The sequence below is a fragment of the Streptomyces sp. TRM70350 genome (assembly GCF_019219825.1).
Classification (GTDB): domain Bacteria; phylum Actinomycetota; class Actinomycetes; order Streptomycetales; family Streptomycetaceae; genus Streptomyces.
Window position 1 is genome coordinate 37,551 of record NZ_JAHUXH010000031.1, and the last position, 24,416, is coordinate 61,966.

The window sequence follows — 24,416 nt, forward strand, 5'->3', positions numbered from 1 at the left end:
AGCGACGGGGAAATCCCTCCGGCAGTTCGCCGCGTACCACCACATCAGCCCGCCGTCCGTCTCCCGGTATCTCAGCGGCAAGCGCCTCCCGGACAAGAACTTCATCGACGCCCTGCTGAAGTCCGCCTGCAAGGCGCACGGCGTCGACATCAGCCCCGATGTGCAGGCCTACGCCTACCGCCTGCACCGTGAGGCGCTGCTCGCCCAGCAGCCGGGCCGCTACCGGCTGCAGATGGCCAGCGACAAACTGGAGGAGGCGATTCTCGCGAGGGAGCAGGCCGAACTCCAGATCCGGGACCTGACGCTCAGTGTTTCCGACCAGAAACGCGAACTGAACCGATTGGAGCGGCAGCAGCGCGAGATCGCGCGCAGTGCGGCCGAGGAGCGGGGGCGTACGGCCGCGCAGATCGAGGTCTATCGCGGTCGGCAACGGGACCTGGAGGCTCAGTGCCATGAGCTGCGCGGGGAGATCGACCGGCTGGAAGCGGAACTCGAGCAGGCCGAGCGTGACCGTGACGACGCGCGGGCCCGCTGCGCGAAGCTGGAGCGGAAGCTGGCCAGTACCGAGGAGGACGCGGAGCGCGAGGAGCTGGAGGAAAGGGTCGAGGAGGTACGGCAGGAGATGGCCGGCGCCGCCGGGATCGCGCAGGAGCGCCTCCTGGAACTCCAGCGCGCGGCCCGGGAGGCGGAAATCCTGCGCGACCAGGCGACTCGTGAGGCACAGGCCAAGCTGGAGCGGGCCGACGCCGTCTACGAGGAGACCCGCGCCAAGGCCGCCCAGGCCGCCGCCGACTTCGAGACCAGCTTCGCCAAGCGCCGCGAACAGACCGAACGTGACCTGCTGGCCCGTCAGGCCAGGGCCGAGAAACACCTCGCCGAGATCGAGGACCGCGCCGAGCAGCTGCGCCTGGAGGCCCAGACGCTCGTGAAGGACGCGGAGCGTCGTGCACGCGAGACGGTGGAAGCCGCCCGGCGCCAGGACGGTGCCCTCGCGAGCAGAAAGGACAGGCCCATCAAACAGCTGTACGTACCGCCACGCACGACGTAGCGGAATCCCTGGCTCCTGTTGCATACCGGGATCCGTCCGCCACCTCCCGTTCACCCCAGGACACGGGGAACGTCGGGTTCCGGGAGCACGCTCCGGGCGTGAGACGAATCACAGGTATTGTCCTCGCGGTGTTGCTGATCGGCGGCGTGGTGGCGGCCGTCGTGGTGGGCCGGGACAACGGGGAGCAGAGCGCGGCAACGAAGACCGTGCGTGGCGTGGTCGGGTCGGAGAAGGCGGAGTTCTTCGCCGATCCACAGGTGGTGGACGCCCTTGCCGCCCAGGGCTACACCGTGCGGGCGGAGTCGTCCGGGTCGTGGGCCATGGAGGAGCTGGACCTGAAGGGCCACGACTTCGCCTTCCCGTCCAGCAAGGCGCCCGCCGACGCGCTCGCCGCGAAGCACCGGGCACAGCAGCCGCTGCCGCGCCCCTTCTACTCGCCCCTCGTCGTCGTCGCCCACCGCAACGCCGCCGAGGTGCTGGAGGCGAACGGACTCGCCACGCTGGACGCGCCCCACCGCGGCACCCTGAAGATGAGCGCCTATCTCGACGCCGCCCGGGACGACCGCAGCTGGCAGCAGCTCGAGGGTGCCGAGAAGTACGGGGAGCTGAGCGGGACGCTCTACATCGCCAGTACCGATCCCCTCACCTCCAACTCCGGCGCCCTCTACCTGGCCGCCGCCTCCTACGTCCACAACGGCGGCAAGGTCGTGGCGGGCGACGCCGACGTCGAGCGCACCGCGCCGCTGCTGCGCAAGCTGGTCACGGTGCAGGGCGCCCAGCAGTCCAGCTCGGACGGTCCCTTCCGGGACTTCATCAGCGGCGCCGGCAACCCGCTGGTCCTCGTCTACGAGTCGCAGGTCGCCGCCCTGCTCGCCCAGGGGCAGGGCATCGACGACCTCACCGTCCTCTACCCGGACACCACCGCCACCAGCGACCACACCGTCGTGCCGCTGACCGACGAGGGCCGCGAACTCGGCCACCTGCTGGCCACCGACCCGGCATTGCGCGAGCTGGCCGTCCGGCACGGGTTCCGCCCGCAGGGCGCCACCGCCGAGTTCACCGCGGCCACCGCCGACCGCACCGACTACCTCAACCAGAAGCTGACCGGCGTACGGCAGGCGCCCGTGCCCACCTACGAGGTGCTGCACGAGATGGCGCGCCGGGCGCGCGGACAGGGGGGATCAGCCCGATGAGCGACTACGACCTCGGCCACAGCGCCGACCAGAACACCAGCGCCGGCCGCGACGACTCCTTCACCCTCACCCCGCCCGAGCCCGTCTCCCCGGTGCCGCGCGAGAAGGCGGGCGGACTCGTCCCCGTCGACGAAGGCGTCCGGACGGACATGGCCCGCAAGGCCGCCGAGTACGTCGCCGGACTCGCCGCCCTCGACGCCCGCTCCCCCGAGTTCGCCGGCAAGGTCGGCGAGATCACCGCGCTGGGCGCCGGGGAGATGCGCACCGCGGCCGCGCAGTCCAACCGCATGCTGGAGCGGACCGTGCGCAGCCTGCCCAGCAAGGGCGGTGACGCCCAGGCGCGGGTCGCCGGGTCGCTGGTGGAGCTGCGGCGGGTCGTCGAGGACCTCGACCCGCGCGACCTGCCCGCCGCCAAGGGACGCCGGTTCCTGTCCCGGCTGCCCGGCGGGAACAAGCTGCGTGACCACGTCGCCAAGTACGCCTCCGCGCAGGGCACGTTGAACAGGATCGTGGGGTCGCTGCGCGGCGGGCAGGACGAACTGCGCCGCGACAACGCCGCGTTGCAGACCGAGCGGGTCCGGCTGTGGGAGACCATGGGCAAGCTCCAGGAGTACGTGGTGCTGGCCGAGGCCCTGGACCGGTCTGTCGAGGAGCACATCCGCGGGGTCACCGACCCTCAGCAGGCCGACACCCTGCGCGCCGACGTGCTCTTCCCCGTCCGGCAGAAGCACCAGGACCTGCTCACCCAGCTCGCGGTGTGCGCCCAGGGCTACCTCGCCATGGATGTCGTACGCCGCAACAACGAGGAGCTGATCAAGGGCGTCGACCGGGCCGCCACGACCACCGTCTCGGCGCTGCGCATCTCCGTCATGCTGGCCTCCGCCCTGGACCACCAGAAGAAGGTCGTCGACCAGGTCAACGCCCTGCGCGGCACCACCGAGGACCTGATCCGGGGCAACGCGGAGATGCTGGCGACGCAGTCCGGCGAGATCCAGCGAATCGCCGCGGACCCGGCGGTCGGCGCGGAGACCCTGCGGGCCGCCTTCCAGCAGATCTACCGCACGCTCGACACCATCGACACCTACAAGGCGCAGGCCACCGAGGCGATGGCCGCCACCGTCGAGTCGCTGACGAACGAACTCCACAACGCCAGTGCCTACCTGGAGCGCAGTCGCTCGCAGGGCACCCTGGAAGGAGGCCGGACATGAGACGCCGGATCGCCGCCCTCACCCTCGCCGCCCTCACCCTGCTCACCGCCTGCACCACCGGGCAGGACACCCCCGACGACGATCCCACCGCCTACACTCCCGGCACCCTGCGCGTCCTCGCCTCCAGCGAGCTCAGCGACATGTCGCCGGTCCTGGACCAGGTCCGCGAGCAGACCGGCATCACCGTCCGGCCCACCTACATGGGCACCCTCGACGCCGTCGACCTGCTGGCGGGGGGCAAGGCGGACCAGGCGTACGACGCGGTGTGGCTGGCCTCCAACGACTATCTGCGGCTGCGTCCCGAGGCCCGCGAGAAGGTCGTCTCGGAGACGCCGATCATGTCGAGCCCGGTCGCGATCGGCGTCAAGCCGGCCACCGTCCGGGCCCTCGGCTGGACCCCCGAGGACGTCACCTGGTCCCAGATCGAAAAGGCCGTCCGGGACGGCGAGCTGACGTACGGCATGACCGACCCGACCCGCTCCAACTCCGGCTACTCCACCCTGGTCTCCGTCGCCTCGGCCCTCTCCGGCGCCCAGGCCGCGCTCACCGACGCGGATGTGCGCAAGGCGACTCCGCGGCTGCGGGAGTTCTTCCAGGGGCAGAAGCTGACCTCGGGCTCGTCGGGCTGGCTGGCGAGCGCGTACACCCGGCGCGGCAACGTCGACGCGCTGCTCAACTACGAGTCGGTGCTGAAGAGCATCCCGGACCTGACGGTGATCCGCCCCAAGGACGGTGTGGTCACCGCCGACTACCCGCTCTCCTCCCTCGCCTCCGCCAGTGCCACCGCCCGCGAGGACGTGCGCCGCCTCGCCGAGGCCCTGCGCGGCCCGGAGATCCAGCGCGCGATCACCGACCGCACGCACCGCCGCCCGGTCGTCGCCTCCGTCACCCCCGCACCGGGCCTGGAGACCACCCGGCGACGCGAACTGCCCTTCCCGGGCAGCCGTTCCGTCGCCGACGGGCTGCTCGACTCGTACGAGAACGAACTGCGCCGCCCCTCGCGCACGGTGTACGTCCTGGACACCTCCGGCTCCATGGAGGGCGACCGGCTGGCCCGGCTGAAGTCGGCGCTCACCGGACTGACCGGGGACTTCCGGGACCGTGAGGAGGTCACGCTGATGCCGTTCGGGTCGGACGTGAAGAGCGTGCGCACCCATGTCGTGGACCCCGCGGACCCGAAGACCGGCCTCGACGGCATCCGCCGCGACACCCGGGCGCTGAAGGCCGAGGGCGACACGGCGATCTACACCTCGCTGCAGAAGGCGTACGAGCATCTGGGCGCCGACGAGGAGACGTTCACGTCGATCGTGCTGATGACGGACGGCGAGAACACCGTCGGCGCGAGCCCCTGGACCTTCGAGGCGTTCCACGACTCGCTCACCGGCGAGCAGCGCGACATCCCCGTCTTCCCGATCCTGTTCGGCGACTCCGACCGCTCCGAGCTGGAACGCATCGCCGAGCTGACCGGCGGCCGTCTCTTCGACGCCCAGCAGGGCTCCCTGGACGGCGCCTTCGAGGAGATCCGTGGCTACCAGTAGGGCACTGACGTACCTGGAGTCCCGCAAGAACCTCACCGGCTGCGTCTGCGGGCTGCTCGGGCTCGTGCTGACGTTCACCGGGGTGGCGGGCCCGTACTGGCCGGTCGTCGTCGCCGGTCTGTACGGGGCGGGCGCGCTGATCGCACCGCCGGAACGGCCGACGCTGCCCGACTTCCCGGATCCGTCCGCCCAACTGGACGAACTGCGGGGCGACTTCGAGCGGCTCGGCGCCTACCTCGCGGACGTCGAGCTGCCGCCCGCCGCCTCCGGGCGCCTCGCCGAACTCACCGAGCTGCTGGCCGCGCTGCTGCAGCCGGGCTGGGTCGCCGAGGTGCTGGCCCGGGACCCCGAGGGCGTGCACGCGCTGTCGCGGGCGGTGCGGCAGGACATACCCGAGGCCGTCGACGCCTTCGTACGCACCCGGTGGTGGCACCGGATGACGCCGGGGCAGGAGCCACCGGAGCGGCATCTGGAGCGGCAGCTGGCGCTGCTGCACGAGGAGGCGGAACGCCTGGCGGCGGACCTCAGGGAGACGGAGGCCAGACGGCAGGAGTCCCACACCCGCTACTTGGAGGACCGCTCTCAGTAGCTGACCTGAAGGGGCGCGGGGAACTGCGCGAACAACCAGGCACAACCCGCACCCGCCGACGCACAACAGCCACCCGAGCTATTGGGCGGCACCCCCGCCGCACGGAGTGAACCGCGGCCGACCGTGACGATGTAGCTGGTCAGGGCACAGTCGGTTCAGCCGGCCGCGGAGTCTCAGTGACGGGACGACTCAGCCCAGCCGCTCCACCAGCGCCCGGTACTCGTCCCACAGCTCCTTCGGCGTGTGCTCACCGAAGGTGTTCAGGTGCTCGGGAACCAGCGCGGCCTCCTCGCGCCAGACGTCCTTGTCGACGGTGAGCAGGAACTCCAGCTCGGCGTCGCCCAGTTCGAGCCCGTCGGTGTCGAGCGCCGCAGGCGTCGGCACGATGCCGATCGGGGTCTCGACGCCCTCCGCCCTGCCCTCCAGCCGCTCCACGATCCACTTCAGGACGCGGCTGTTCTCGCCGAAGCCGGGCCAGACGAACTTGTCCTCGTCGTCCTTGCGGAACCAGTTGACGTAGTAGATCTTCGGGAGCTTCGCCGGGTCCTTGCCCTTGGCGACGTCGACCCAGTGGCCCATGTAGTCGCCCATGTTGTAGCCACAGAACGGCAGCATCGCGAACGGGTCGCGGCGCAGCTCGCCGACCTTGCCCTCGGCGGCGGCGGTCTTCTCGGACGCCACGTTGGCGCCGAGGAACACGCCGTGGTTCCAGTCGAAGGACTCCGTCACCAGCGGTACGGCGGTGGCGCGCCGCCCGCCGAAGAGGATCGCGGAGATCGGCACGCCCTTGGGGTCCTCCCACTCGGGCGCGATGATCGGGCACTGCGCGGCCGGGACGGTGAAGCGGGCGTTGGGGTGGGCGGCCGGGGTCTCCGACTCGGGCGTCCAGTCGTTGCCCTTCCAGTCGGTCAGGTGGGCCGGGGTCTCCTCCGTCATGCCCTCCCACCAGACGTCGTTGTCGTCGGTGAGCGCCACGTTGGTGAAGACCGAGTTGCCCCACAGCGTCTTCATCGCGTTGGCGTTGGTGTGCTCACCGGTGCCGGGCGCGACGCCGAAGAAACCGGCCTCGGGGTTGATGGCGTACAGGCGGCCGTCCTCGCCGAAGCGCATCCAGGCGATGTCGTCGCCGATCGTCTCGACCGTCCAGCCGGAGATCGTGGGCTCCAGCATGGCGAGGTTGGTCTTGCCGCAGGCGGACGGGAAGGCGGCGGCGACGTACTTGGGCTCGCCCTGCGGCGGGGTGAGCTTGAGGACCAGCATGTGCTCGGCCAGCCAGCCCTCGTCGCGGGCCATCACGGAGGCGATGCGCAGGGCGTAGCACTTCTTGCCGAGCAGGGCGTTGCCGCCGTAGCCGGAGCCGTAGGACCAGATCTCGCGGGTCTCCGGGAAGTGGGAGATGTACTTGGTGCTGTTGCAGGGCCAGGGGACGTCCTGCCGGCCGGGCTCCAGCGGGGCTCCGAGCGAGTGCACGGCTCGCACGAAGAAGCCCTCGGAGCCGAGCTCGTCGAGGACCTGCTGACCCATGCGCGTCATGGTGCGCATGGACACGGCGACGTACGCCGAGTCGGTGATCTCGACGCCGATCGCGGACAGCGGCGAGCCGAGCGGGCCCATGCAGAAGGGCACGACGTACATCGTGCGGCCGCGCATCGAGCCGCGGAACAGGCCCTTGTCGCCGGTGAAGATCTCCCGCATCTCGGCGGGGTCCTTCCAGTGGTTGGTCGGGCCGGCGTCCTCCTCCTTCTCGGAGCAGATGAAGGTCCGGTCCTCGACGCGGGCGACGTCCGTCGGGTCGGACGCCGCGTAGTAGGAGTTGGGGCGCTTGATCGGGTCGAGTTTCCGGAAGGTGCCCTTCTCGACGAGCTCTCCGCACAGACGCTCGTACTCGGCCTCGGATCCGTCGCACCAGACCACGTTGTCCGGCTGGGTCAGTTCGGCGATCTCGTTGACCCAGGAGACGAGCTCCTGGTGGTTGGTCGGGACGGTACTGGGGGGAGCCGCGATGTCGCGCGCCACGATCGCTCCTAAATGAGGGATTTTTGACTGTCTGCCCCGTGGGGGCCGCGACCCGGATGCTTCGCTTACTCCCTTTGGCGCTCATCCGGTGCCGACCGCACTCATTTGATCATCCGAGGTGACTGCCCATTTGTCCAGAGGGCCGCCCACCTGAGCGGCGTGAGGAAGGCCACCACCTCTGTGTTCCCATTTGTTTCTTTACATGCACGTTGGATTTGGATGACCGACTCTTTGCGGGACACGGACGCCGTCTCACGGGCCCCAACCGCCGTGAGACGATGACCACTACCCTCGGCCCGCTGACCCGTTACTTACGGTTGCGTAGGTACGATGCGGCGCATGACTACGTCCGCCTCCGACGCGCCCACGGACACGCCGGTCGCCGACCGGATCTCCAGCGCGCTCTCCCTGCCGCAACCGATCAAGCCCAAACTCCGCGGCTGGCTGCACCTCGGGATGTTCCCGGCGGTGCTGGTCGCGGGCCTGACGCTGACCGCCCTCGCGGACTCGCCGCGCGGCCGCATAGCCTGCGGGATCTACGCCTTCACCGCCTGTCTGCTGTTCGGCGTGAGCGCGCTCTACCACCGGGGCACGTGGAGCCCGCGGATGGACGGCATCCTGCGCCGCCTGGACCACTCCAACATCTTCCTGATCATCGCCGGTACCTACACCCCGCTCACCCTGCTGCTCCTGCCGGGCAGCAAGGGCCGCTGGCTGCTGGGGGGCATCTGGGCCGCGGCGCTGGCGGGCATCGTCTTCCGCGTCTTCTGGGTGGGCGCCCCGCGCTGGCTGTACACGCCCTGCTACATCGCGATGGGCTGGGCGGCGGTCTTCTTCCTGCCCGACTTCCTGCGCACCGGCGGTATCGCCGTACTGGTCCTGGTGATCGTCGGCGGGGTGCTCTACAGCGCGGGCGGAGTCGTCTACGGCATCCAGCGACCCAACCCGTCACCGCGCTGGTTCGGCTTCCACGAGGTGTTCCACTCGTTCACGCTGGCGGCGTTCGTCGTGCACTACGTGGGGATCTCGATGGTGGCGTACCAGCACGCGTAACAGTCGGCATCATTTGAGAGCCACTCCCAGTATGGAGAGCTACTCTCGTTGTCATGACGGCAGCGCACTCCCCCACCCCCGCCGACCGCTCCCGGCCGGGGCTCCGCGAGCGGAAGAAGACCAAGACGCGGGCGGCGATCCGCACCGCCGCCTACGCGCTGATCGAGGAGCAGGGGTACGACGCCACGACGATCGAGCAGATCGCCGACCGCGCCGAGGTCTCGCCGTCGACCGTCTTCCGCTACTTCCCGGCCAAAGAGGACATCGTCCTCACGGACGAGCACGACCCGCTGCTGTCGGAGGAGCTCCGGGCCCGTCCGGCGGACGAGCCCTGGCTTCGGTCCATGCGGCACGTCATGCGCAAGGCCATCGGCGTCGGCGAGGCACCCGAGGTCACCCGGCTGCGCTGCCGACTGCTGGCGGAGGTCCCGGCGGTGCGGTCCCGGATGATGGAGAGCATGTCGCAGACCGGGAACTCGCTGGCCGAGGCCATCGGCGAGCGCACCGGCCGGGACCCGCAGGGCCTGGAGGTGCGGGTGCTCACGATGTCCCTGATCGGAGGGCTGATGGAGGTGTCCCAGTACTGGGCCCGCACCGGCTTCCGGGAGGACCTCACGGACCTCGTCGACCGGGCCCTGACCGTTTACGAGCACGGCCTGACATCCTGATCCGGTGAACCGACCCGAGATCCACGTCCAGTTCGCCGCCGAACTCCACCTGTTCGTCCCGCACGGCCGGCGGCGCGGTGCCACCGCGCTCGGCACCGACGGCATCTCCACGCTCGGCCATGTCGTCGAGTCCCTCGGCGTCCCGCTCACCGAGGTCGGCGCGCTCGTCGTGGACGGCCGCCAGGTCCCGCCGGCCCACATCCCGAAGGACGGCGAGACGGTCACCGTCCACGCGATCGAGCGCCCGCAGCGCGTCCCCGGCGCTCCCCTGCGCTTCCTCCTCGACGTCCACCTCGGCACCCTCGCGCGCCGACTGCGTCTGCTCGGCGTGGACACGGCCTACGAGTCGACGGACATCGGCGACCCGGCGCTCGCCGCCCGCTCGGCCGCCGAGCGGCGCGTCATGCTCAGCCGCGACCGGGGGCTGCTGCGCCGCCGCGAACTGTGGGCCGGCGCCTACGTCTACAGCACCCGCCCCGACGACCAACTCCGCGACGTCCTCGACCGCTTCTCCCCCGAGCTGCGCCCCTGGACCCGGTGCACCGCCTGCAACGGCCTGCTGCGCGACGCCACCAAGGAGGAGGTGGCCGAGCAGCTGAAGGGCGGGACACAGCGGTCGTACGACGTCTTCGCACAGTGCCGGGAGTGCGGCCGGGCGTACTGGAAGGGCGCGCACCACGAACAGCTGGTGGCCATCGTGGAGCGCGCCCTCACCGAGTTCCCGAGCCGGGGCTAACGCCGGCGCACATCACCCTTTCCGCAGGCCACGCCGTCCTTGTTCGGGTCGAGGCGGAGCGGGTCGTCCTTGCCGTTGACCTTCAGGCGGCCGTAGTCGTGCTGTTTCAGCCAGGTGCAGCGGGCCGCCGTCGTCCTCTTCACGTCCGCCGGGAAGGTGGTCGGCACGCAGACGTTGGCGGAGCCGTAGTGGCGGTCGCAGCCGGAGATGGTCGTGGGGACCTGCTGCGACGTCCGCTTCTTGCCCGGCTTGGTGACCTTGCCGGACAGGTCGTCGGCGAAGGAGTGGACGTGCGCGGAGGCGTCGGTGGTCTTCAGGGCCTGCGGGCCCGACAGGTGCACCCACTCGGCCACCGACGGCACGCCGTTGGCGTCGACCGCGAAGAGCATGTACCAGCCGGGCGGGGCCAGGTTGGGGTTGCTCGTGACGTTGAGGTCGATGTTGTTGCCGTCCACGCTCAGCGGCAGGTCCACGAACCGCTGGTTCGGGTCGGAGGAGTGCGTCACCGCCGCCGGGCGGATCAGCTCGGCCTTCGCGATGGGCCGGTCGACCGTGATGCGCTGGGTGTCGCCGTAGTTCCACTCGGTGTCGATCACCGAGGTGATCGTCGGGCGCGGACCCTTGAGCAGATAGGGCGGGGTGTAGATGGACACGTTGTGGTTCCACGAGCCGTTGCCCGGGTTGTCGCCGGTGGTCATCACCCGGCCGTCGGGCAGCAGGAACGCCGAGGAGTGGTAGCCGCGGGCCTCGGGGTCGGGGGCCACCGGGTCGAAGGTGTTGGTGGCCGGGTCGTAGATCGACGTCTCGTAGACCGGGTTGGCGCGGTTGTGCAGGGCGCCGCCGGTCTCCAGGACCTTGCCGTCCGGGAGCAGCACGGCGGAGACGTACATCTTGCCCTGGTCGCCGGTCTGCGGGACGGGCCCGTTGCCGAGGTCGACCGTGCCCTGCGGGATCGGCGGCCCGGCGACGTAGGTCGGGTTGGGCTCCTTGAGGTCGATGACGTCGGTGAGGCGGTTCGCCTCCGGGTTGGAGTCGATGTTGCCGCCGCCGAGGGTGAGGACCTTCTGGTCCTGCGCCGGGGGCAGCAGCACGCTGGCCGACTGGTCCCGCTCGTCCTTGTTCTGCAGGCCGGGCACCTCGGTGATGGTGTTGGCGTCGTAGTCGTAGATCGCCGAGCCGGTGCCGGGGATGTTGTTGCCGAAGACATGGCTGCCGGAGTAGAAGAGGCGGCCGTCCTGCATGAGGATCATCGACGGGTACAGGCCCCAGTACGACCAGGTCTGGTTGACCTTCCACAGCGGCTGCCACTGCTGCTCGGCCTCGGAGAACAGCTCGGCGGTCACCGACCCGGTGGAGTCCTCCTTCAGCCCGCCGAAGGAGATCACGTCACCGTTGCCGAGGATGGTCGCCGACGGGTACCAGTGCCCGTCGTTCATGTCGTTCGTCTTGAGGTACGTCTCGGTCGCCGGGTCGAAGATGTACGAGTCCTTGTACCCCTGGTAGCCGATCGTGCCGTCCGCCGACGGATAGCCCTTGTTGCCGCTCATGATCAGCACCCGGCCGTCCTGGAGCTGGACGTGCCCGGCGCAGAACATGTCGTCCGGGGTGGGGATGACCTTGTACGTGCCGTTCTCCGGGTCGTAGACCGCGGAGGTGAACGTGCCCGCCTCGAACAGCTCCGGGTCGTTGCCGGAGCCCGCGATCAGCAGCACCTTGCCGTTGTGCAGCACGACGGAGTGCATCGAGCGCACCGGGTTCTGCGCGGGCAGCACCTCCCACGTGCCGTTGGCGCACTCCTCCGCCGTGCCCGTGCACTCGGGCTCCGGGACCGGGTCGGCGACCTGTTCCATCGTGTAGTCGTCGGTGGTGGCGGAGCCGGTGCCGTAGACGGAGACGCCCCAGGAGACGCGGTCGGTGCCGGCCGGGACCTCCGGGGTGCGGACCGTGGCCTCGGTCCAGGTGTCCGCCATCTCCAGCGTCTTCAGGTCGGTCCAGTACTGCCAGCCGGCCGTGGTGTCGTGCCGGAACAGGGTGATGTTGGCGTCCGGCGTGGTCGTCTTGTACCAGAGGGACAGGTCGTACTGCTTGCCGACCGTGACCACCGGCGCGCACTCGGCGGACTCGGTGATCAGGGCCTTGCGGTCGCCGTCGACGCGGCGGGTCAGCTCGACCTTCATCGCCTTGCTGCCGGAGTGGGCGTCGGCGACCGTCTCGAACGTGAAGTCGTTGTCGCCCCAGCCGGACTTCGACCAGCAGTACGGCATGTCGCCGGTGCCGGCCGTCTCGAAGCCGGGGTTCTGGATCAGGTTGGCGGCGGAGGCGGGCTGGGGTGCGGTCAGCAGCAGGCCGCCGGTGAGGCCTGCCACGGCCAGCAGTGCGGTTCGGCGTCTTGATCTCATACGGTGCTCCTTGCTGTGCGGCTCCTGCGAGGCAGGTACACCAGCGCTTCGGTCCCTACGAAGCGCAGGACGAAGGTGATGACGAGCGCCAGCGCGGTGGCGGGCAGCACGGCCATCCCGAACACACCGACCAGCAGCGCGATCAGCGGGATCCGCAGCACCAGATCGGCGTTGGCGAGCAGCGCGAACCGCCCCAGCCGGTCCCACCAGGCCCGGTGCCGGCGCCGGTCGCGGAACAGCAGCCGCTCGATGAGCAGGAAGTTCCAGGCGACACCGAGCTGGTTGGCGAGGATCTCAGCGGGCAGGTAGTGCATGCCGAGGCTGGTGAGGGCCCACAGGCCGAGCAGGTTGGGAAGGAAGCCGGTCACACCGATCAGCCCGAAGACGATCATGCGGGCGACCGGTGAGGCGGTGCGCAGCCCGACCAGGTGGCGCAGGAAGCGCATCCCCTCCTGCGCGGTCGACTTGGACTCCCCGGCGAACCGGTCCTGGAAGACGAACGGGACCTCGGTGACCTCGCGGGGGCGGCTGCGCACGGCGAGTTCGAGGAGGATCTTGTAGCCGAGCGGCTGGAGGATCTCGGCGGTGACCGCGCTGCGGCGGATGGCGAAGAAGCCGCTCATCGGGTCGCTGATGCCGTGCAGCTTGCGCGGGAACAGCGACTTGGTCAGCCAGGTCGCCCCGCGGGAGACGGCCACGCGGTAGCTGCCGGCGAGTCCGGCGCGGCTGCCGCCCTTGATGTAGCGGGAGGCGACGACCAGTCCGGCGTTCGCCCGCTCCCCCGTGGCGACCAGCTCCGGCACCAGGGAGGGCGGATGCTGGCAGTCGCCGTCCATGACGACGATCCAGTCCGACCCGGCCGCCTTCATGCCCTCGACGACCGCGCCGCCGAGCCCGCCGACGGGCTCCTCGCGGTGCAGGACGGTCACCGGAAAGGGGCAGTCCTGGGCGGCCTTCTGGATCACCTCCGGGGTGTCGTCGGTGGAGTCGTCGACGAAGACGACCTCGCAGGGCAGCCGGGACGGCACCGACTCGGTGATCTGGTGCAGCAGCTGACGGATGTTGGCGGACTCGTTGAAGGTCGGTACGACGATGGTGACGGCGCCCGGCTCGGGCACGTCCGCGGCGTACGCCGCCGGATCGCCCAGCTCGCCGGGGACCACGGACTCCTGGCTCATCGGTCGCCTCCCGTCCCGGCGCTCTGAATCTGCCGGATCTCGATCCGGTCCTCGCCGGTGCCGAACACGGCGACCGGCGTCGAGTGCTCCATCGCGGCCTTGACGTTCGGCAGGTCGACCGCGTCCCGTCGTACCGTCGGCGAGGCGACCACGTAGTCCAGGTCCCGCCAGCCGTTCGGCATGGTCTTCGTCACGGCCGGGTCGAGGTCGGCCTTGTAGAACCAGATGACGCCGAGGCCGGGCCGGTAGCCCTGGTGCACGAGGTCCAGCCACATGGCGTCGTCGACCAGCACCCGGGTGGCCTCCGGGTCCTCGACCTCGGTGGCCATCCACTGCGTGGCCGCCCGGTAGGGGGCGTTGGCGTCGGCGGTCATGGCGGTGCGGTCGCCGTCGTACCAGCGCGGTACGACGTACGCGCCCGCGGCGAGCGCGAGGACGGCGGCGAGCGCGTACCGGCCGCCGGTCACGTATCTCTTCTCGCCCGCCCGGCGCCACCGCCGCAGCACGGCGTGGGCGACGGAGGCCGTGCCCCCGGCGAGCACCAGGGCGAGGAACGGCAGCGCCTGGATGATGTACATGGCGGGCAGGTAGCCGGGCCGCAGGGCCATTCCGGCGAGGATCGCCACGGCGAGCGCGGGCCCGGCGAGCGCCCGCGCGGTCACCGACCAGCGCCAGGTCACCACGAGCAGCAGGGCGCCGGCGAGTCCGCCGAGGGGCAGCACACGGTCGTAGTACAGCCAGGACTGGAGCACGCCGTACGAGCCGGTGCCGGGTTCGAGGATGAAGCCGGAGCCGGGGCGGCTCATCTGGTAGACGATGCCGTCCCACAGCGAGACGTGCCCGGCGCCGGGCAGCAACTCGCCCTTGAGCAGGGCGAAGAGCGGGTAGGAGATGCCGATGAGCGCGCAGGCCGTGATGGCGCCGGTGATGGCGAACTTGCGGGTGTCCCGGTGGCTGTGGCGCCACATGGTCACCAGCACGGCCGGCAGCACGAGCAGCATCGTCTCCTTGGTGAGCACCGCGGCCGCGGCTGCCATGCCCGCCCCGAAGTGGTGCCAGAGGTGGCGGCTCGGGGAGGCGGCGAGGGTGAACGCGAGCAGCGTCCACATCACCGCGATGTTGTCCAGGAAGATCTCGCGCTGCAGGACCACCGACAGCGGGGACAGCCCGAACAGGGCCATGGCGAGCCCGGCCGCCCAGCGGGGCAGCGACAGCCGGCGCGCCAGGACGTAGATGAGGACCGCGCTGATCGCGCTGATCAGCAGCATCACGGCCCGCATCGAGCCGACGGTCATCGACTCGGGCGCGACGTACGCCGGGATCCAGGTCAGCAGGGCGAGCTGGATCCAGCCGAGCGGCGGGTGGTCGTACCAGTAGGTGTAGTGGGCCAGGCCCCGGCCCTCCTGCACGGCCCAGGCCTGGGCGAGGTAGGTGCCCTCGTCGTCGCTGAAGGTGGGGTAGGCGGCGATGTTCCAGCCCTGCACGACGAGGATCGCCACGAGCAGCAGGCCGCACAGGATGAGGTCGGGACGGGAGGAACGCAGTCTCTTGGGCGGCGTTGTCCGGTGTGTGGACCCGGTTCTGGGCGCAGCTGTCCGCTGCACGGGGACCTTGACTCCGGTCGCCGCGGGAAGGGTGGAGGTCACGCAGGAACGTCCTCTCGGTTCACGTGCGCGAGATGTGCGCCGACGTGGCTGGTCAACTCCCAGTCGTTGCGGCCGCGTTGCTCGCGCCACACTGCGCGGACGGCGGCTCCGGCGAGGAGCACCTGGTAGAAGGGGCCGCCGATGATCAGCTTCAGGTAGTGCACGAAGCGGACCCGGAGTCCGTACTGCTTGCCGAAGTCGTGCAGTCCGACGAGCTCGAAGACGAAGGTGACGAGCGCGGTGACGGCCGGCAGGAAGGTGATGAAGGCGACGCCGACCGGCACGTCGAGGAAGAGGGCGATGGCCACGTTGAGCGGGATGACGACGCCGGAGACGGCCTGGAGGTACGGCGTCATCAGGGTGTAGCGGGCCAGCAGCCGCTGGCGGAAGCCCGGCAGCTGTTTCCAGTCCCGCTTCCGGTAGACCTGAAGGAAGCCCTGGTTCCAGCGGGTGCGCTGCTTGAGCAGGGACATCAGGCTGCCCGGGGTCTCCTCGCGGGTGACCATGTCGGAGTCGTAGGCGACGACGACCTTCTTGCCGACGCTGGACAGCCGCACGCCCAGGTCGCAGTCCTCGGCGAGGCAGTTGGGGTCCCAGCCGTTCGCTTCTTTGAGGACGTCCGTCCGCACGAAGACGGTGTTGCCGCCGAGCGGGATGAACCCCTTCTGCGCGTGCAGATGGAGTCGGGAGCGGAACCAGAAGAAGTACTCCAGGCAGTTGCGCAGGCTGTACCAGCTGGAGTGGAAGTTGATCAGCTGCACACCACCCTGGACGACGTCCGCGCCGGTGGACCGGAACGCGTGGTCGACATGGGCGAGCAGCTCGGGGTGTACCTGGTCCTCGGCGTCGAAGACCCCGACGACGTCGCCGCGGCAGTGCGGCAGCGCCGTGTTCATGGCCTTCGGCTTGTTCTTCTTCTCGTGGGTGTCGACGACGACCCGCACGCGCGGGTCACGGGCCGCCGCCCGCCGGGCCACCTCGGTGGTCTCCGGGTCGTCGTGCCCGACGATGACGATGATCTCGAAGTCGGTGTGCGTGGACTGGAGCAGCCGCTGGATGGTGTGGTCCAGCACGGCCTGCTCGTGCCGCGCCGGAAGCAGCAGTGAGAACGACAGGTGCTCGGCGCCGTCCGGCCGGCTGAAACGGGTGGAGGCCAGCACTTCGGGCGTACGCCACGCGTGCATCTGCCACCACAGGGTGAAAGCCGCCATCCAGAACAAGGCAAGCGAAACGGCGGCAATGAAGACAGACGTCAGCAAAAGATCCCCCCAGATCTTCAAATTCCCCCCAGCCGGGACGGCTTGAGCCGCCCGCCCGGCACTGTGGAGAGACTAGGGGGGAACGGTGAAGCGCGGTAGCTGTTCCGATAAATAGCTTGTTTCGGAACGGTCCGGCGCCTAGGGGGACGTGTCCGAACACGTGCGCAATTGCGCAGCGATGTTCGGCATACGGTCAGGCGTTCAGTGCCGCCCGCAGCCGCTCCGGGTCGGTCGTCGGGGCGTCACAGGTGAAGTTACGGCAGACGTACGCCGTCGGTTCACCGCCGGCCAGCGGACGGTCGGCGAGGAGCGGGAACTCGTCACTCCCCGGGACGCCGTACGCCACCACCGCGCCCGGCGCGGTACCCAGAAGTGCCGTGTGGTGCAGGGACTGTGCCGCCTCGTCATCGAGCGCGGGCCCGACGACGGCGACCTCGCGCGGCCCGTCCAGCCGGGCCTCGGCGACCGCGAGGCCCCAGCCGATGAAGCGCGGCACGCGCGGCCCGAGCGCCTTCACCACGCCCAGCGCCCGCTCCGCGGCGGTGCGATGGGGCTCGGCGCCGGTGTGGGCGGCATAGCTCAGCAGGGCGCCCGCGGCGGCGGTCCAGCCGGACGGGGTCGCGTTGTCGGTCGGGTCCTGCGGGCGGCGGATCAGCTGCTCGGCGTCGGCGGCGGTGTCGAACAGCGCGCCCGTCTTCTCGTCCGTGAACCGGACGAGGACGTGGTCGAGCAGCAGCCCGGCGAATTCCAGCCAGACGCCCTCGCCGGTCACGGACGTCAGCGCGAGGAAGCCCTCGGCGACGTCGGCGTAGTCCTCCAGGACGCCCGCGTTGCCGCCGACCCGGCCGTCCTTGCTGGTCCGGGCCAGCCGGGCGTGGTCGTCGAGGTGGACGCGGACCAGCAGGTCGGCGGCGGCGACGGCAGCCTCCACCAGGTCGGGGCGGTCGAAGTAGGCGCCGGTTTCGGCCAGGGCGGCGATCGCGAGGCCGTTCCAGGCGGCGACGATCTTGTCGTCCCGTCCGGGCGCGGGCCGCTCGGCGCGCGCCGCCCGCAGCCGCCGCTTGACGGACTCGGCCTTCTCGGCGTCGAACACGCCGTCGGACTGCGGGAGCTGCAGGACGGAGGCGCCCTCCTCGAAGGTGCCCTCCTCGGTCACCCCGAAGTACTGGGCGGCGAGTTCGGCGTCGTCGCCGAGGACCTCGCGCAGCTGCGCGGGGGTCCAGACGTAGTACGCGCCCTCGACGTGCCTGCCGGTGCCGTCGTCGCTGTCGGCGTCCAGCGCGGAGGCGAAACCGCCCTGCTCGGTGCGGAGTTCGGCGATCATGAAGTCGGCGGTCTCCAGCGCGACCCGCCGCGCGAGCTCGGAGCCGGTGGCGCGCCAGAGGTGGGCGTACACCCGGCACAGCAGGGCGTTGTCGTACAGCATCTTCTCGAAGTGCGGCACGATCCAGTCCCGGTCGACGGAGTAGCGCGCGAAGCCGCCGCCGAGCTGGTCGTAGATCCCGCCCCGGGCCATCCGCTCGCACGTGTCCTGCGCCATCTGCAACGCGCCCTCGGCGCCCGTCCGGGCGTGGTGGCGCAGCAGGAACTCGATGACCATGGACGGCGGGAACTTCGGCGCCCCGCCGAAGCCGCCGCGCTGCGCGTCGTACTCCCGGGTCAGCCCGAGCAGCGCCTGCGCCAGCTCCTGCTCGCCGGGCGCCTCGGTCCCGCCGAAGCCGATCTCCCGCCCCGCCAGATCCCGCGCGATCTTCCCGGCCACGTCGGTGACCTCCTCGCGGCGGTCCCGCCAGGCGTGGCTGACGCCCTCCAGGACCTGCCGGAAGGAGGGCATGCCGTGCCGGGGCGCCGGCGGGAAGTAGGTGCCGAAGTAGAAGGGCTCGGCCTCCGGCGTGAGGAAGACCGTCATGGGCCAGCCGCCCTGCCCGGTGGCCGCCTGCACGGCCTCCATGTAGACGGCGTCGACGTCGGGGCGCTCCTCGCGGTCGACCTTGATGTTGACGAAGTGCTCGTTCAGGTAGTCGGCGGTCGCTTGGTCCTCGAAGGACTCGTGCGCCATGACGTGACACCAGTGGCAACTGCTGTAGCCGACGCTGAGCAGGACCGGTTTGTCACTCCTGCGCGCCTCCTCGAACGCCTCCTCCGACCAGGGCCACCAGTCGACGGGGTTGTCGGCGTGCTGCAGCAGGTACGGGGACGTCTCATGGGCCAGTCGGTTCGGCATACCTCCATCCTGCCGCACGGGACCCCTCCCGGCCCGACGGCACTGCCGTCCTGCTCCATGGTCCGGCCATGGCATCTGCTGCTGACGCTGACCGTCGTCGCGGCGTGACGGTGGGCGCAATCCGTCTCCCTCGGCCGGGACACCCACCGGGACGTCGACCTGCGCCACGCCGACCGGTTCCGTGCGATGCGGCAGGACTTCCTCGCCGTGGCGAAGGCGATGCCGCCGACGGGACGAATCCCTGCGGAGCTGAAGGCCGATGACCTGCTGCGGCCGAGCTGGAGAAGAGGCTGAACGGCCTGGGCCATGGCACGTCCGACCTCGGCTGACCCCGGCGCAACGTCACATGGCTCGGAAGCGTTGATCGCCGCCCTCTCGCCATCACACGCCCGCGGAAGGACACTCATAGGCGAATCAGTTGTCGCCGGAGGGGGACGGGACATGCGGGACAGTCATCGGGCGGAGGCCGAGCGGCTGTTGATGCGGGCGGTGGAGGAGGAGGTGCGGCGGTCCGGTGGCCGTACCGACGGCAAGGTGCTCCTGGCCCGGGCGCGCGGCGCGCTGGACGCGATGGCGCAGACGGCCGCCGAGGAGTACGAGGCCTACACGCGGGCTCTGGACGAGACGGAGGCGGGCCGACTGACCTTCGCGCAGCGGTATGCGCGCGAGGGCGCCGGGACGCCGCTGGTCGTTGCGGGTGTGGCCGCTGTGGCTGCCGTGGTCGCCGATCTCGCGCTCGGCACGGACACGACGACCGCGCTCGGCGCGGGCGTGACCGTCGGCGTGGTCGGCGCGGCGACGACCGTGGTGAAGGTGGCCGGTTCCCATCTGCCCGCCGCGCACCAGCGCGCCGGAGCGGTGGGACAGCCCGGCGGGCCGGAACAGCTGCGGTTGCAGTGGCTGACGGCGCTGGAGGTACGGGGTATCCGCCCGTTCCTCGATCAGCAGCGGGTGCTGGCCGCGTCGACCGGGCCGAAGAAGCCGGGGCCCAAGCTGCTGGGTGCCGACAAGAGCGGGGCGGCGCGCGGGCGGAGCGTGCTGGAACAGTCGTTCGGTCAACTCCCGGAGCAGGTCGGACCGTTCGCGGGGCGTCGGCAGGAGATGGCGCGGATCCGGCAGTGGGTGCAGGCGGCGCGCGCGAGCACGCGGACCCGGCCGACGGTGGTCGTCCTGCACGGGGCGCCCGGCAGCGGTCGTACCACCCTCGCGGTGCGCGCCACCCACGACCTGAAGGACCAGTTCCGCGGCGCGTGCGTGGTCGATCTGCGCGGCGACAGCCGGGACGAGCCGCCCCTGTCCACCCGCGAAGCGCTGCTGCACCTGCTGAACCGCCTCGGCGCACCACGTGAGCAACTTCTCTTCCGGGAGCGTTCGTCGGCGGACCAGCAGGTCAAGCGGCTGAGCGAGCTGTACCACCAGCATCTGACCGGCGTGCCCGTCACCGTCGTCCTCGACGACGCCTCCGACCCCGAACAGGTGCGCGCACTGATCCCCGAGCGGTCCGAGAGCCTGGTCCTGGTCACCGCCCGGGCGCCGCTCGACCTGCCCGGCGATCTTCCGGCCTGGGTGCACCAGCTGCCCGTGGAGCCGCTCGACGCGGTCGGCGCGGAGGAGCTGATGGGCGCGGCGGCGCAGGGCGAGACGGGGCCGTACGACGCCGAATCCGCCGACCGGATCCGGCAGTTGTGCGGCGGCCTGCCGCTGGCGCTGCGCATCGCGGGCTCCTCCCTGGGCCCGCGCTCGCCCCGGCGACTGGCCTCGGACCTGGGCGCGTACGGCCCGGTGGAGCCGGTCGAACGCGCCCTGTGGCTGCGCTACACCGACCAGGGGGAACCGGCCCGGCGGCTGCTGCGGCGTCTCGCGCTGGCCGGGCGGGCCTCGCTCGGTGTCGCAGCGGCCGCGTCCCTGCTCGCCACCGACCAGGCCGAGGCGACCCGGCATCTCGTCGCGCTGTCCCGCGCCGGTCTGATCGACCGCGTCCGCGGCGACCGCTACCGGCTGCACGACCTCGTCCGCGCCTTCGCGCACGCCCGGCTGGTGGACGAGGAGGAGCCCGGTGAGCGGGCGGCGGCGCAGGAGCGGCTGATCGTGAACTACGCCGACCTCGCCGACTCGGTGCTGCGCCTGGTCGACGGCAACATGTCGACCCGCTCGGACCGCTTCGGCCCGCACGGCTTCACGTCCCTGGACGAGGCGCTGCGCTGGCTGGACGACGAGTCCAGCTTCATCACGGCGGCGCTGCGGCACGCCGAGGGTGTGAACCAGTCGGCGGTGCTGAACCTGCTCGGCGCGCTGTGCGACTACTGCCTGCTGCGCGGCGACCTCTACCGCCTGGGCGAGATCAGCGAACTCGCCCAGGCCGTCGACCAGGGCCTGCTGATCCGCTCGGTCCAGTGGCGCACGGGCATCGCGGCGAGGCAGCTGGGCGAGCTGGACAAGGCACGGACGACCCTGACGTCCGTAGTGGATCTGTACCGGGAGGCGCACCACGACGCGGGCGCGGCGCGGGCCCTGTGCTCGCTCGGCATCACCTTGCACCACCAGGGCAATCTGACGGAGGCGGCGGCTCGGTTGCGCGAGGCGCTGGACCTGCAGGCCGCGCCGTCGCTGGCCACGGACCGCGCCTGGACGATGCACGCCCTGGCGGCGGTGGAACGCGACCGCGCCCACCTCGCCGAGGCCCTGGACCTGCTGAACCGCTCCCTGGAACTGCACCGCGCCGGCGAGTCCCTGCACGGCGAGGCCTGGGCCCACTTCCAGCTCGGCCAGCTGTACCTGCGCCTCGGCGACGTACCCCGCGCGGAGACCGAGCTGCGGCGGGCTCTGGAGCTGTACGGCCGTACGCGCGACGCCCGTGGCCAGGCGTGGGCCCTGACCCAGCTGGCCCGGGCCCGGCTGGTCGCGGGCGACGCGCTCCCGGCGGTGGAGGAGCTGCGCCAGGCCGCGGCCCGGCACCGCGACAACGAGGACGCGCGGGGCGAGGCGTGGACGCTGTACTACCTGGGACAGGCGCTGGAGGAGTCCGGCAACCTGGACCAGGCGGTCAGGGAGCTGGAGCGCTCACGGACGATGTTCTCCCGGATGCGGGACGTGTACGGCCTGGCCTGCGCCCGCCACCACTCTGCGCGGGCGACGAGAGATCAGCGGGCGGCCCAGACGGGCTCCCTGCGGAACTCCGGTTTCGCCCGCCAGTTGCTGGTCGACGCCCGCGCCGACTTCCACCGCATCGGGGTGGCGCACGGGGAGGCGTGGACGTGCCTGGAGCTGGCGGTGGTGGACGCGGGCAACGCCCGTACGGCGGCCGCACTTGCGCTGTGCGACGAGGCGATCGGCCTCTTCGCGTCGTACGGCGACCGCCGCGGCGAGGACTGGGCCCGCTTCCTGCGCTGCACGCTGCTGCCGTACGCCTCCCCGGGGGGCGCGGAGGTCGGTACGGCGGTGGCCCAGGAGGAGCTGGCGCAGCTGGCCCGGGCCGGGCATCCGACGCGCGACCAGAAGCTGGACGACTACGTGGAGGCGTACCAGCTGCTCCTGGAACGGGGCGTGGAACTGGAGGCCGGGTGGCAGGCCTGGCGCCTGGGGATGGTGCCCAGCAGGCATGCCCGGGAGGTCATGGGGGTGGCGGTGGCGGCGGTGTCGTGAGGACGAACGCCACACGGACCGGCCGCCGGGCCACGGTGACGGGCGGGTCCGCAGGGTCCGCAGGGTCCGCAGGGTCCGCAGGGTCCGCAGGGTCCGCAGGTCCGCAGGGTCCGCAGGTCCGCAGGGTCCGCGCCCCACGATGACCGGCAGGTCGGCGGGCGCACGCTCCGATCAGCTGCGCCCGCAGACCGCCCGGGGCGGCTCAGCCCTGTGACGTCTTCCCCGGGATGCCCGTCTCCGCGGTGTCCTTGCCGGGGGCCGCCGCCGGTTCCGGGGCCTCCTTGAAGTCGACTCGGCCCATGTGCCGGTTCATGGACTTCATCAGGCCCCAGACGGCCAGGGCCATCACCGCGAAGACGATGAAGCCGAGGACGCCGGGGGTCACCTTGTCCTCGTCGACCTCCTTGGCGAGGGTGACGAGGTGGGTCATTGCCAGGCTCGCGCTTGCGCTCATGTCAGGCATTGTCGCGGATGCCCGCAAAGAGGTCGTCCTCGGGGAGGGACGTATCCACGAGGGACTTCGCGAGCTCGTACTCCTCGGTCGGCCAGACCTCCTTCTGGAGCTCCATCGGCACCCGGAACCAGCCCCCGTCGGGGTCGATCTGCGTGGCGTGCGCGATCAGCGCCTTGTCGCGGACCTCGAAGAAGTCGGCGCACGGGACGTGCGTGGTGAGCGTACGGTCCTTGTGACCGGAGTCGTCCCAGCGCTTGAGCCACTCCCCGTAGGGGGACTCCAGGCCGCGGTCGAGCATCGCCTGGTGCAGCGCCTCGGTGCGCGGCCGGTTGAAGCCCTGGTTGTAGTACACCTTCAGCGGCTGGTACGCCGGTCCGTACTCGCTCTCCGGGTACTTCTCGGTGTCCGCCGCCCCCTCGAACGCCACCATCGTGATCTTGTGGGTCATGATGTGGTCGGGGTGCGGGTAACCGCCGTTCTCGTCGTAGGTGGTGATCACCTGCGGACGGAAGGAGCGGATCTTCTTCACCAGCTCACCGGCCGCCTTGTCGACGTCCTCCAGGGCGAAGCAGCCCTCCGGCAGCGGCGGCAGCGGGTCGCCCTCGGGCAGCCCGGAGTCGACGAAGCCGAGCCACTCCTGCTTGACGCCGAGGATCTCGCGCGCCTCGTCCATCTCTCGCTTGCGTACCTCGTGGATGTGCTCCTCGATGTACTTGTCGCCCTGCAGCTTGGGATTGAGGATGGAGCCGCGCTCCCCGCCCGTGCAGGTCACCACCAGCACGTCCACCCCCTCGGACACGTACTTCGCCATGGTGGCCGCGCCTTTGCTCGACTCGTCGTCGGGGTGCGCGTGGACGGCCATCAGTCGCAACTGGTCAGTCAAGACTCAATCCTCGTTTGGTCGGCGCCCGGTGTGACCGGGTGCGAACGGCGGCTTCTATAGTGACCGAATCGGGGGGCGAATAATTCCGGGGCAGGGCCCGGAAGCCCCCTTCGGGACCTTCATCCCGCCCCGGCCGAGAGGACGATCATGAGCACGGCGAGCACGCGACTGCCCGAGGGGCGGTATGGCCGGTCCTCGGACGAGCGCGCCGACCGCACCCTCAAGGTCGTCGGGACGGTCCTCGGCGCGCTGCTCATCGCGGTGATCGGCTATTTCGCCCATCACTACATCGCCCAGAACAAGATCAGCGCCGAAGTGATCGGCTTCGATCTCTCGGACGATGCGGTGAAGGTGAAGCTGGCGGTCGACAAGGACGCGGGCGCCTCCGGCTACTGCACGGTCCGCTCCCAGGCGGCCGACGGTGCCGAGGTCGGCCGGGCCGACTTCCGCTTCGACGGGGACGCCACCCGGATCACCGAGGTGGTCACGCTGCGCACGACGGCGCCGGCCACCACGGCGGAGCTACTGGGCTGTCACGCCGACTGACGTCACCCATTCTCCGTAGCCCCTGACCTGCATTGACGTGATTTTGGGCACTAATGTCCTCCCCCTTCCGCCGCTGAATTGTTAGGCTCGTGGTTTCGCCCACTCGTGAAGGAACATTCTTCTGGGTAGGGCGATG

The 24,416-nt window shown here is 70.7% G+C and carries 17 protein-coding genes and 1 pseudogene; 10 read left to right on the plus strand and 8 right to left on the minus strand.

The genetic code is table 11. The annotated features are described in order from the left end of the window. Positions 1 to 712: 712 nt before the first annotated feature. The 5 genes and pseudogenes from KWI83_RS39250 to KWI83_RS31465 all read left to right on the plus strand — a co-directional run. Positions 713 to 979, plus strand: a pseudogene (locus KWI83_RS39250) (cellulose-binding protein); the annotation flags it as partial. Between the two features lie 167 nt (positions 980 to 1,146). Then, positions 1,147 to 2,241 carry a substrate-binding domain-containing protein gene (locus tag KWI83_RS31450; RefSeq protein WP_218517784.1) on the plus strand — a complete coding sequence of 365 codons (1,095 nt, stop codon included), beginning with the start codon at positions 1,147 to 1,149 and terminating at the stop codon, positions 2,239 to 2,241. Next, on the plus strand, positions 2,238 to 3,449 hold the full coding sequence (locus KWI83_RS31455; protein WP_218517785.1) for a toxic anion resistance protein: 1,212 nt from the start codon (positions 2,238 to 2,240) through the stop codon (positions 3,447 to 3,449). Before KWI83_RS31450 ends, KWI83_RS31455 begins: the two co-directional genes overlap by 4 nt. Beyond that, on the plus strand, positions 3,446 to 4,987 hold the full coding sequence (locus KWI83_RS31460) for a substrate-binding and VWA domain-containing protein (RefSeq protein WP_218517786.1): 1,542 nt from the start codon (positions 3,446 to 3,448) through the stop codon (positions 4,985 to 4,987). Before KWI83_RS31455 ends, KWI83_RS31460 begins: the two co-directional genes overlap by 4 nt. Further along, positions 4,974 to 5,576: a hypothetical protein gene (locus tag KWI83_RS31465; protein WP_218517787.1), complete on the plus strand. Its 603-nt coding sequence runs from the start codon at positions 4,974 to 4,976 to the stop codon at positions 5,574 to 5,576. Before KWI83_RS31460 ends, KWI83_RS31465 begins: the two co-directional genes overlap by 14 nt. A gap of 189 nt (positions 5,577 to 5,765) precedes the next feature. Here the strand turns inward: KWI83_RS31465 and KWI83_RS31470 are convergent, their stop codons facing one another. Further along, positions 5,766 to 7,592 (minus strand): phosphoenolpyruvate carboxykinase (GTP), encoded by a 1,827-nt coding sequence (locus tag KWI83_RS31470; RefSeq protein WP_218517788.1) that lies wholly within the window; start codon positions 7,590 to 7,592, stop codon positions 5,766 to 5,768. A gap of 339 nt (positions 7,593 to 7,931) precedes the next feature. Here KWI83_RS31470 and KWI83_RS31475 point away from each other — a divergent pair, with 339 nt between their 5' ends. Genes KWI83_RS31475 through KWI83_RS31485 form a run of 3 tightly spaced genes read left to right on the plus strand, consistent with a single transcriptional unit; the run spans position 7,932 to position 10,049 of the window. Next, complete coding sequence (locus KWI83_RS31475) at positions 7,932 to 8,645, plus strand: hemolysin III family protein (protein ID WP_218517789.1); 714 nt, start codon at positions 7,932 to 7,934, stop codon at positions 8,643 to 8,645. 53 nt (positions 8,646 to 8,698) lie between these two features. Next, the gene (locus KWI83_RS31480) at positions 8,699 to 9,313 is read left to right on the plus strand and encodes a TetR/AcrR family transcriptional regulator (protein WP_218517790.1); all 615 of its coding nucleotides are present in this window, start codon (positions 8,699 to 8,701) and stop codon (positions 9,311 to 9,313) included. Positions 9,314 to 9,317: 4 nt separating this feature from the next. Then, positions 9,318 to 10,049 carry a Mut7-C ubiquitin/RNAse domain-containing protein gene (locus tag KWI83_RS31485; protein WP_218517791.1) on the plus strand — a complete coding sequence of 244 codons (732 nt, stop codon included), beginning with the start codon at positions 9,318 to 9,320 and terminating at the stop codon, positions 10,047 to 10,049. Here KWI83_RS31485 and KWI83_RS31490 read toward each other — a convergent pair. From KWI83_RS31490 to KWI83_RS31510, 5 genes are all read right to left on the minus strand, one after another. After that, positions 10,046 to 12,448, minus strand: coding sequence for a galactose oxidase-like domain-containing protein (locus tag KWI83_RS31490; RefSeq protein ID WP_218517792.1), 2,403 nt, complete (start codon positions 12,446 to 12,448; stop codon positions 10,046 to 10,048). The two genes, KWI83_RS31485 and KWI83_RS31490, sit on opposite strands and share 4 nt — an antisense overlap. Then, positions 12,445 to 13,626, minus strand: coding sequence for a glycosyltransferase family 2 protein (locus tag KWI83_RS31495; protein ID WP_218517793.1), 1,182 nt, complete (start codon positions 13,624 to 13,626; stop codon positions 12,445 to 12,447). The genes KWI83_RS31490 and KWI83_RS31495 overlap by 4 nt, the downstream gene beginning before the upstream one ends. Beyond that, the gene (locus KWI83_RS31500) at positions 13,623 to 15,272 is read right to left on the minus strand and encodes a glycosyltransferase family 39 protein (RefSeq protein WP_218517794.1); all 1,650 of its coding nucleotides are present in this window, start codon (positions 15,270 to 15,272) and stop codon (positions 13,623 to 13,625) included. Before KWI83_RS31500 ends, KWI83_RS31495 begins: the two co-directional genes overlap by 4 nt. After that, positions 15,269 to 16,531, minus strand: a complete 1,263-nt coding sequence (locus KWI83_RS31505; protein WP_218517795.1) for a glycosyltransferase — start codon at positions 16,529 to 16,531, stop codon at positions 15,269 to 15,271. Before KWI83_RS31505 ends, KWI83_RS31500 begins: the two co-directional genes overlap by 4 nt. A 193-nt stretch (positions 16,532 to 16,724) precedes the next feature. After that, positions 16,725 to 18,755 carry a thioredoxin domain-containing protein gene (locus KWI83_RS31510; RefSeq protein WP_218517796.1) on the minus strand — a complete coding sequence of 677 codons (2,031 nt, stop codon included), beginning with the start codon at positions 18,753 to 18,755 and terminating at the stop codon, positions 16,725 to 16,727. Between the two features lie 441 nt (positions 18,756 to 19,196). Between KWI83_RS31510 and KWI83_RS31515 the strand changes: the two genes are divergently transcribed. Continuing rightward, the gene (locus KWI83_RS31515) at positions 19,197 to 22,397 is read left to right on the plus strand and encodes a tetratricopeptide repeat protein (RefSeq protein WP_218517797.1); all 3,201 of its coding nucleotides are present in this window, start codon (positions 19,197 to 19,199) and stop codon (positions 22,395 to 22,397) included. A gap of 202 nt (positions 22,398 to 22,599) precedes the next feature. Here KWI83_RS31515 and KWI83_RS31520 read toward each other — a convergent pair whose 3' ends face one another. Then, positions 22,600 to 22,860 carry a hypothetical protein gene (locus KWI83_RS31520; RefSeq protein WP_218517798.1) on the minus strand — a complete coding sequence of 87 codons (261 nt, stop codon included), beginning with the start codon at positions 22,858 to 22,860 and terminating at the stop codon, positions 22,600 to 22,602. Beyond that, positions 22,853 to 23,713, minus strand: a complete 861-nt coding sequence (gene mca / locus KWI83_RS31525) for a mycothiol conjugate amidase Mca (protein WP_218517828.1) — start codon at positions 23,711 to 23,713, stop codon at positions 22,853 to 22,855. Before mca ends, KWI83_RS31520 begins: the two co-directional genes overlap by 8 nt. Before the next feature lie 168 nt (positions 23,714 to 23,881). Here mca and KWI83_RS31530 point away from each other — a divergent pair, with 168 nt between their 5' ends. Continuing rightward, the gene (locus KWI83_RS31530; RefSeq protein ID WP_218517799.1) at positions 23,882 to 24,280 is read left to right on the plus strand and encodes a DUF4307 domain-containing protein; all 399 of its coding nucleotides are present in this window, start codon (positions 23,882 to 23,884) and stop codon (positions 24,278 to 24,280) included. Positions 24,281 to 24,416: the final 136 nt, after the last annotated feature.

Excerpts from the sequence above, each read along its gene's own strand:
- KWI83_RS31455 (WP_218517785.1), top strand. The coding sequence starts at position 2,238 with ATGAGCGACTACGACCTCGGCCACAGCGCCGACCAGAACACCAGCGCC.
- KWI83_RS31460 (WP_218517786.1), top strand. The coding sequence starts at position 3,446 with ATGAGACGCCGGATCGCCGCCCTCACCCTCGCCGCCCTCACCCTGCTC.
- KWI83_RS31475 (WP_218517789.1), top strand. The coding sequence starts at position 7,932 with ATGACTACGTCCGCCTCCGACGCGCCCACGGACACGCCGGTCGCCGAC.
- KWI83_RS31480 (WP_218517790.1), top strand. The coding sequence starts at position 8,699 with ATGACGGCAGCGCACTCCCCCACCCCCGCCGACCGCTCCCGGCCGGGG.
- KWI83_RS31490 (WP_218517792.1), bottom strand. The coding sequence starts at position 12,448 with ATGAGATCAAGACGCCGAACCGCACTGCTGGCCGTGGCAGGCCTCACC.
- KWI83_RS31495 (WP_218517793.1), bottom strand. The coding sequence starts at position 13,626 with ATGAGCCAGGAGTCCGTGGTCCCCGGCGAGCTGGGCGATCCGGCGGCG.
- KWI83_RS31510 (WP_218517796.1), bottom strand. The coding sequence starts at position 18,755 with ATGCCGAACCGACTGGCCCATGAGACGTCCCCGTACCTGCTGCAGCAC.
- KWI83_RS31515 (WP_218517797.1), top strand. The coding sequence starts at position 19,197 with ATGCGGGACAGTCATCGGGCGGAGGCCGAGCGGCTGTTGATGCGGGCG.
- KWI83_RS31520 (WP_218517798.1), bottom strand. The coding sequence starts at position 22,860 with ATGCCTGACATGAGCGCAAGCGCGAGCCTGGCAATGACCCACCTCGTC.
- mca (WP_218517828.1), bottom strand. The coding sequence starts at position 23,713 with ATGGCCGTCCACGCGCACCCCGACGACGAGTCGAGCAAAGGCGCGGCC.
- KWI83_RS31530 (WP_218517799.1), top strand. The coding sequence starts at position 23,882 with ATGAGCACGGCGAGCACGCGACTGCCCGAGGGGCGGTATGGCCGGTCC.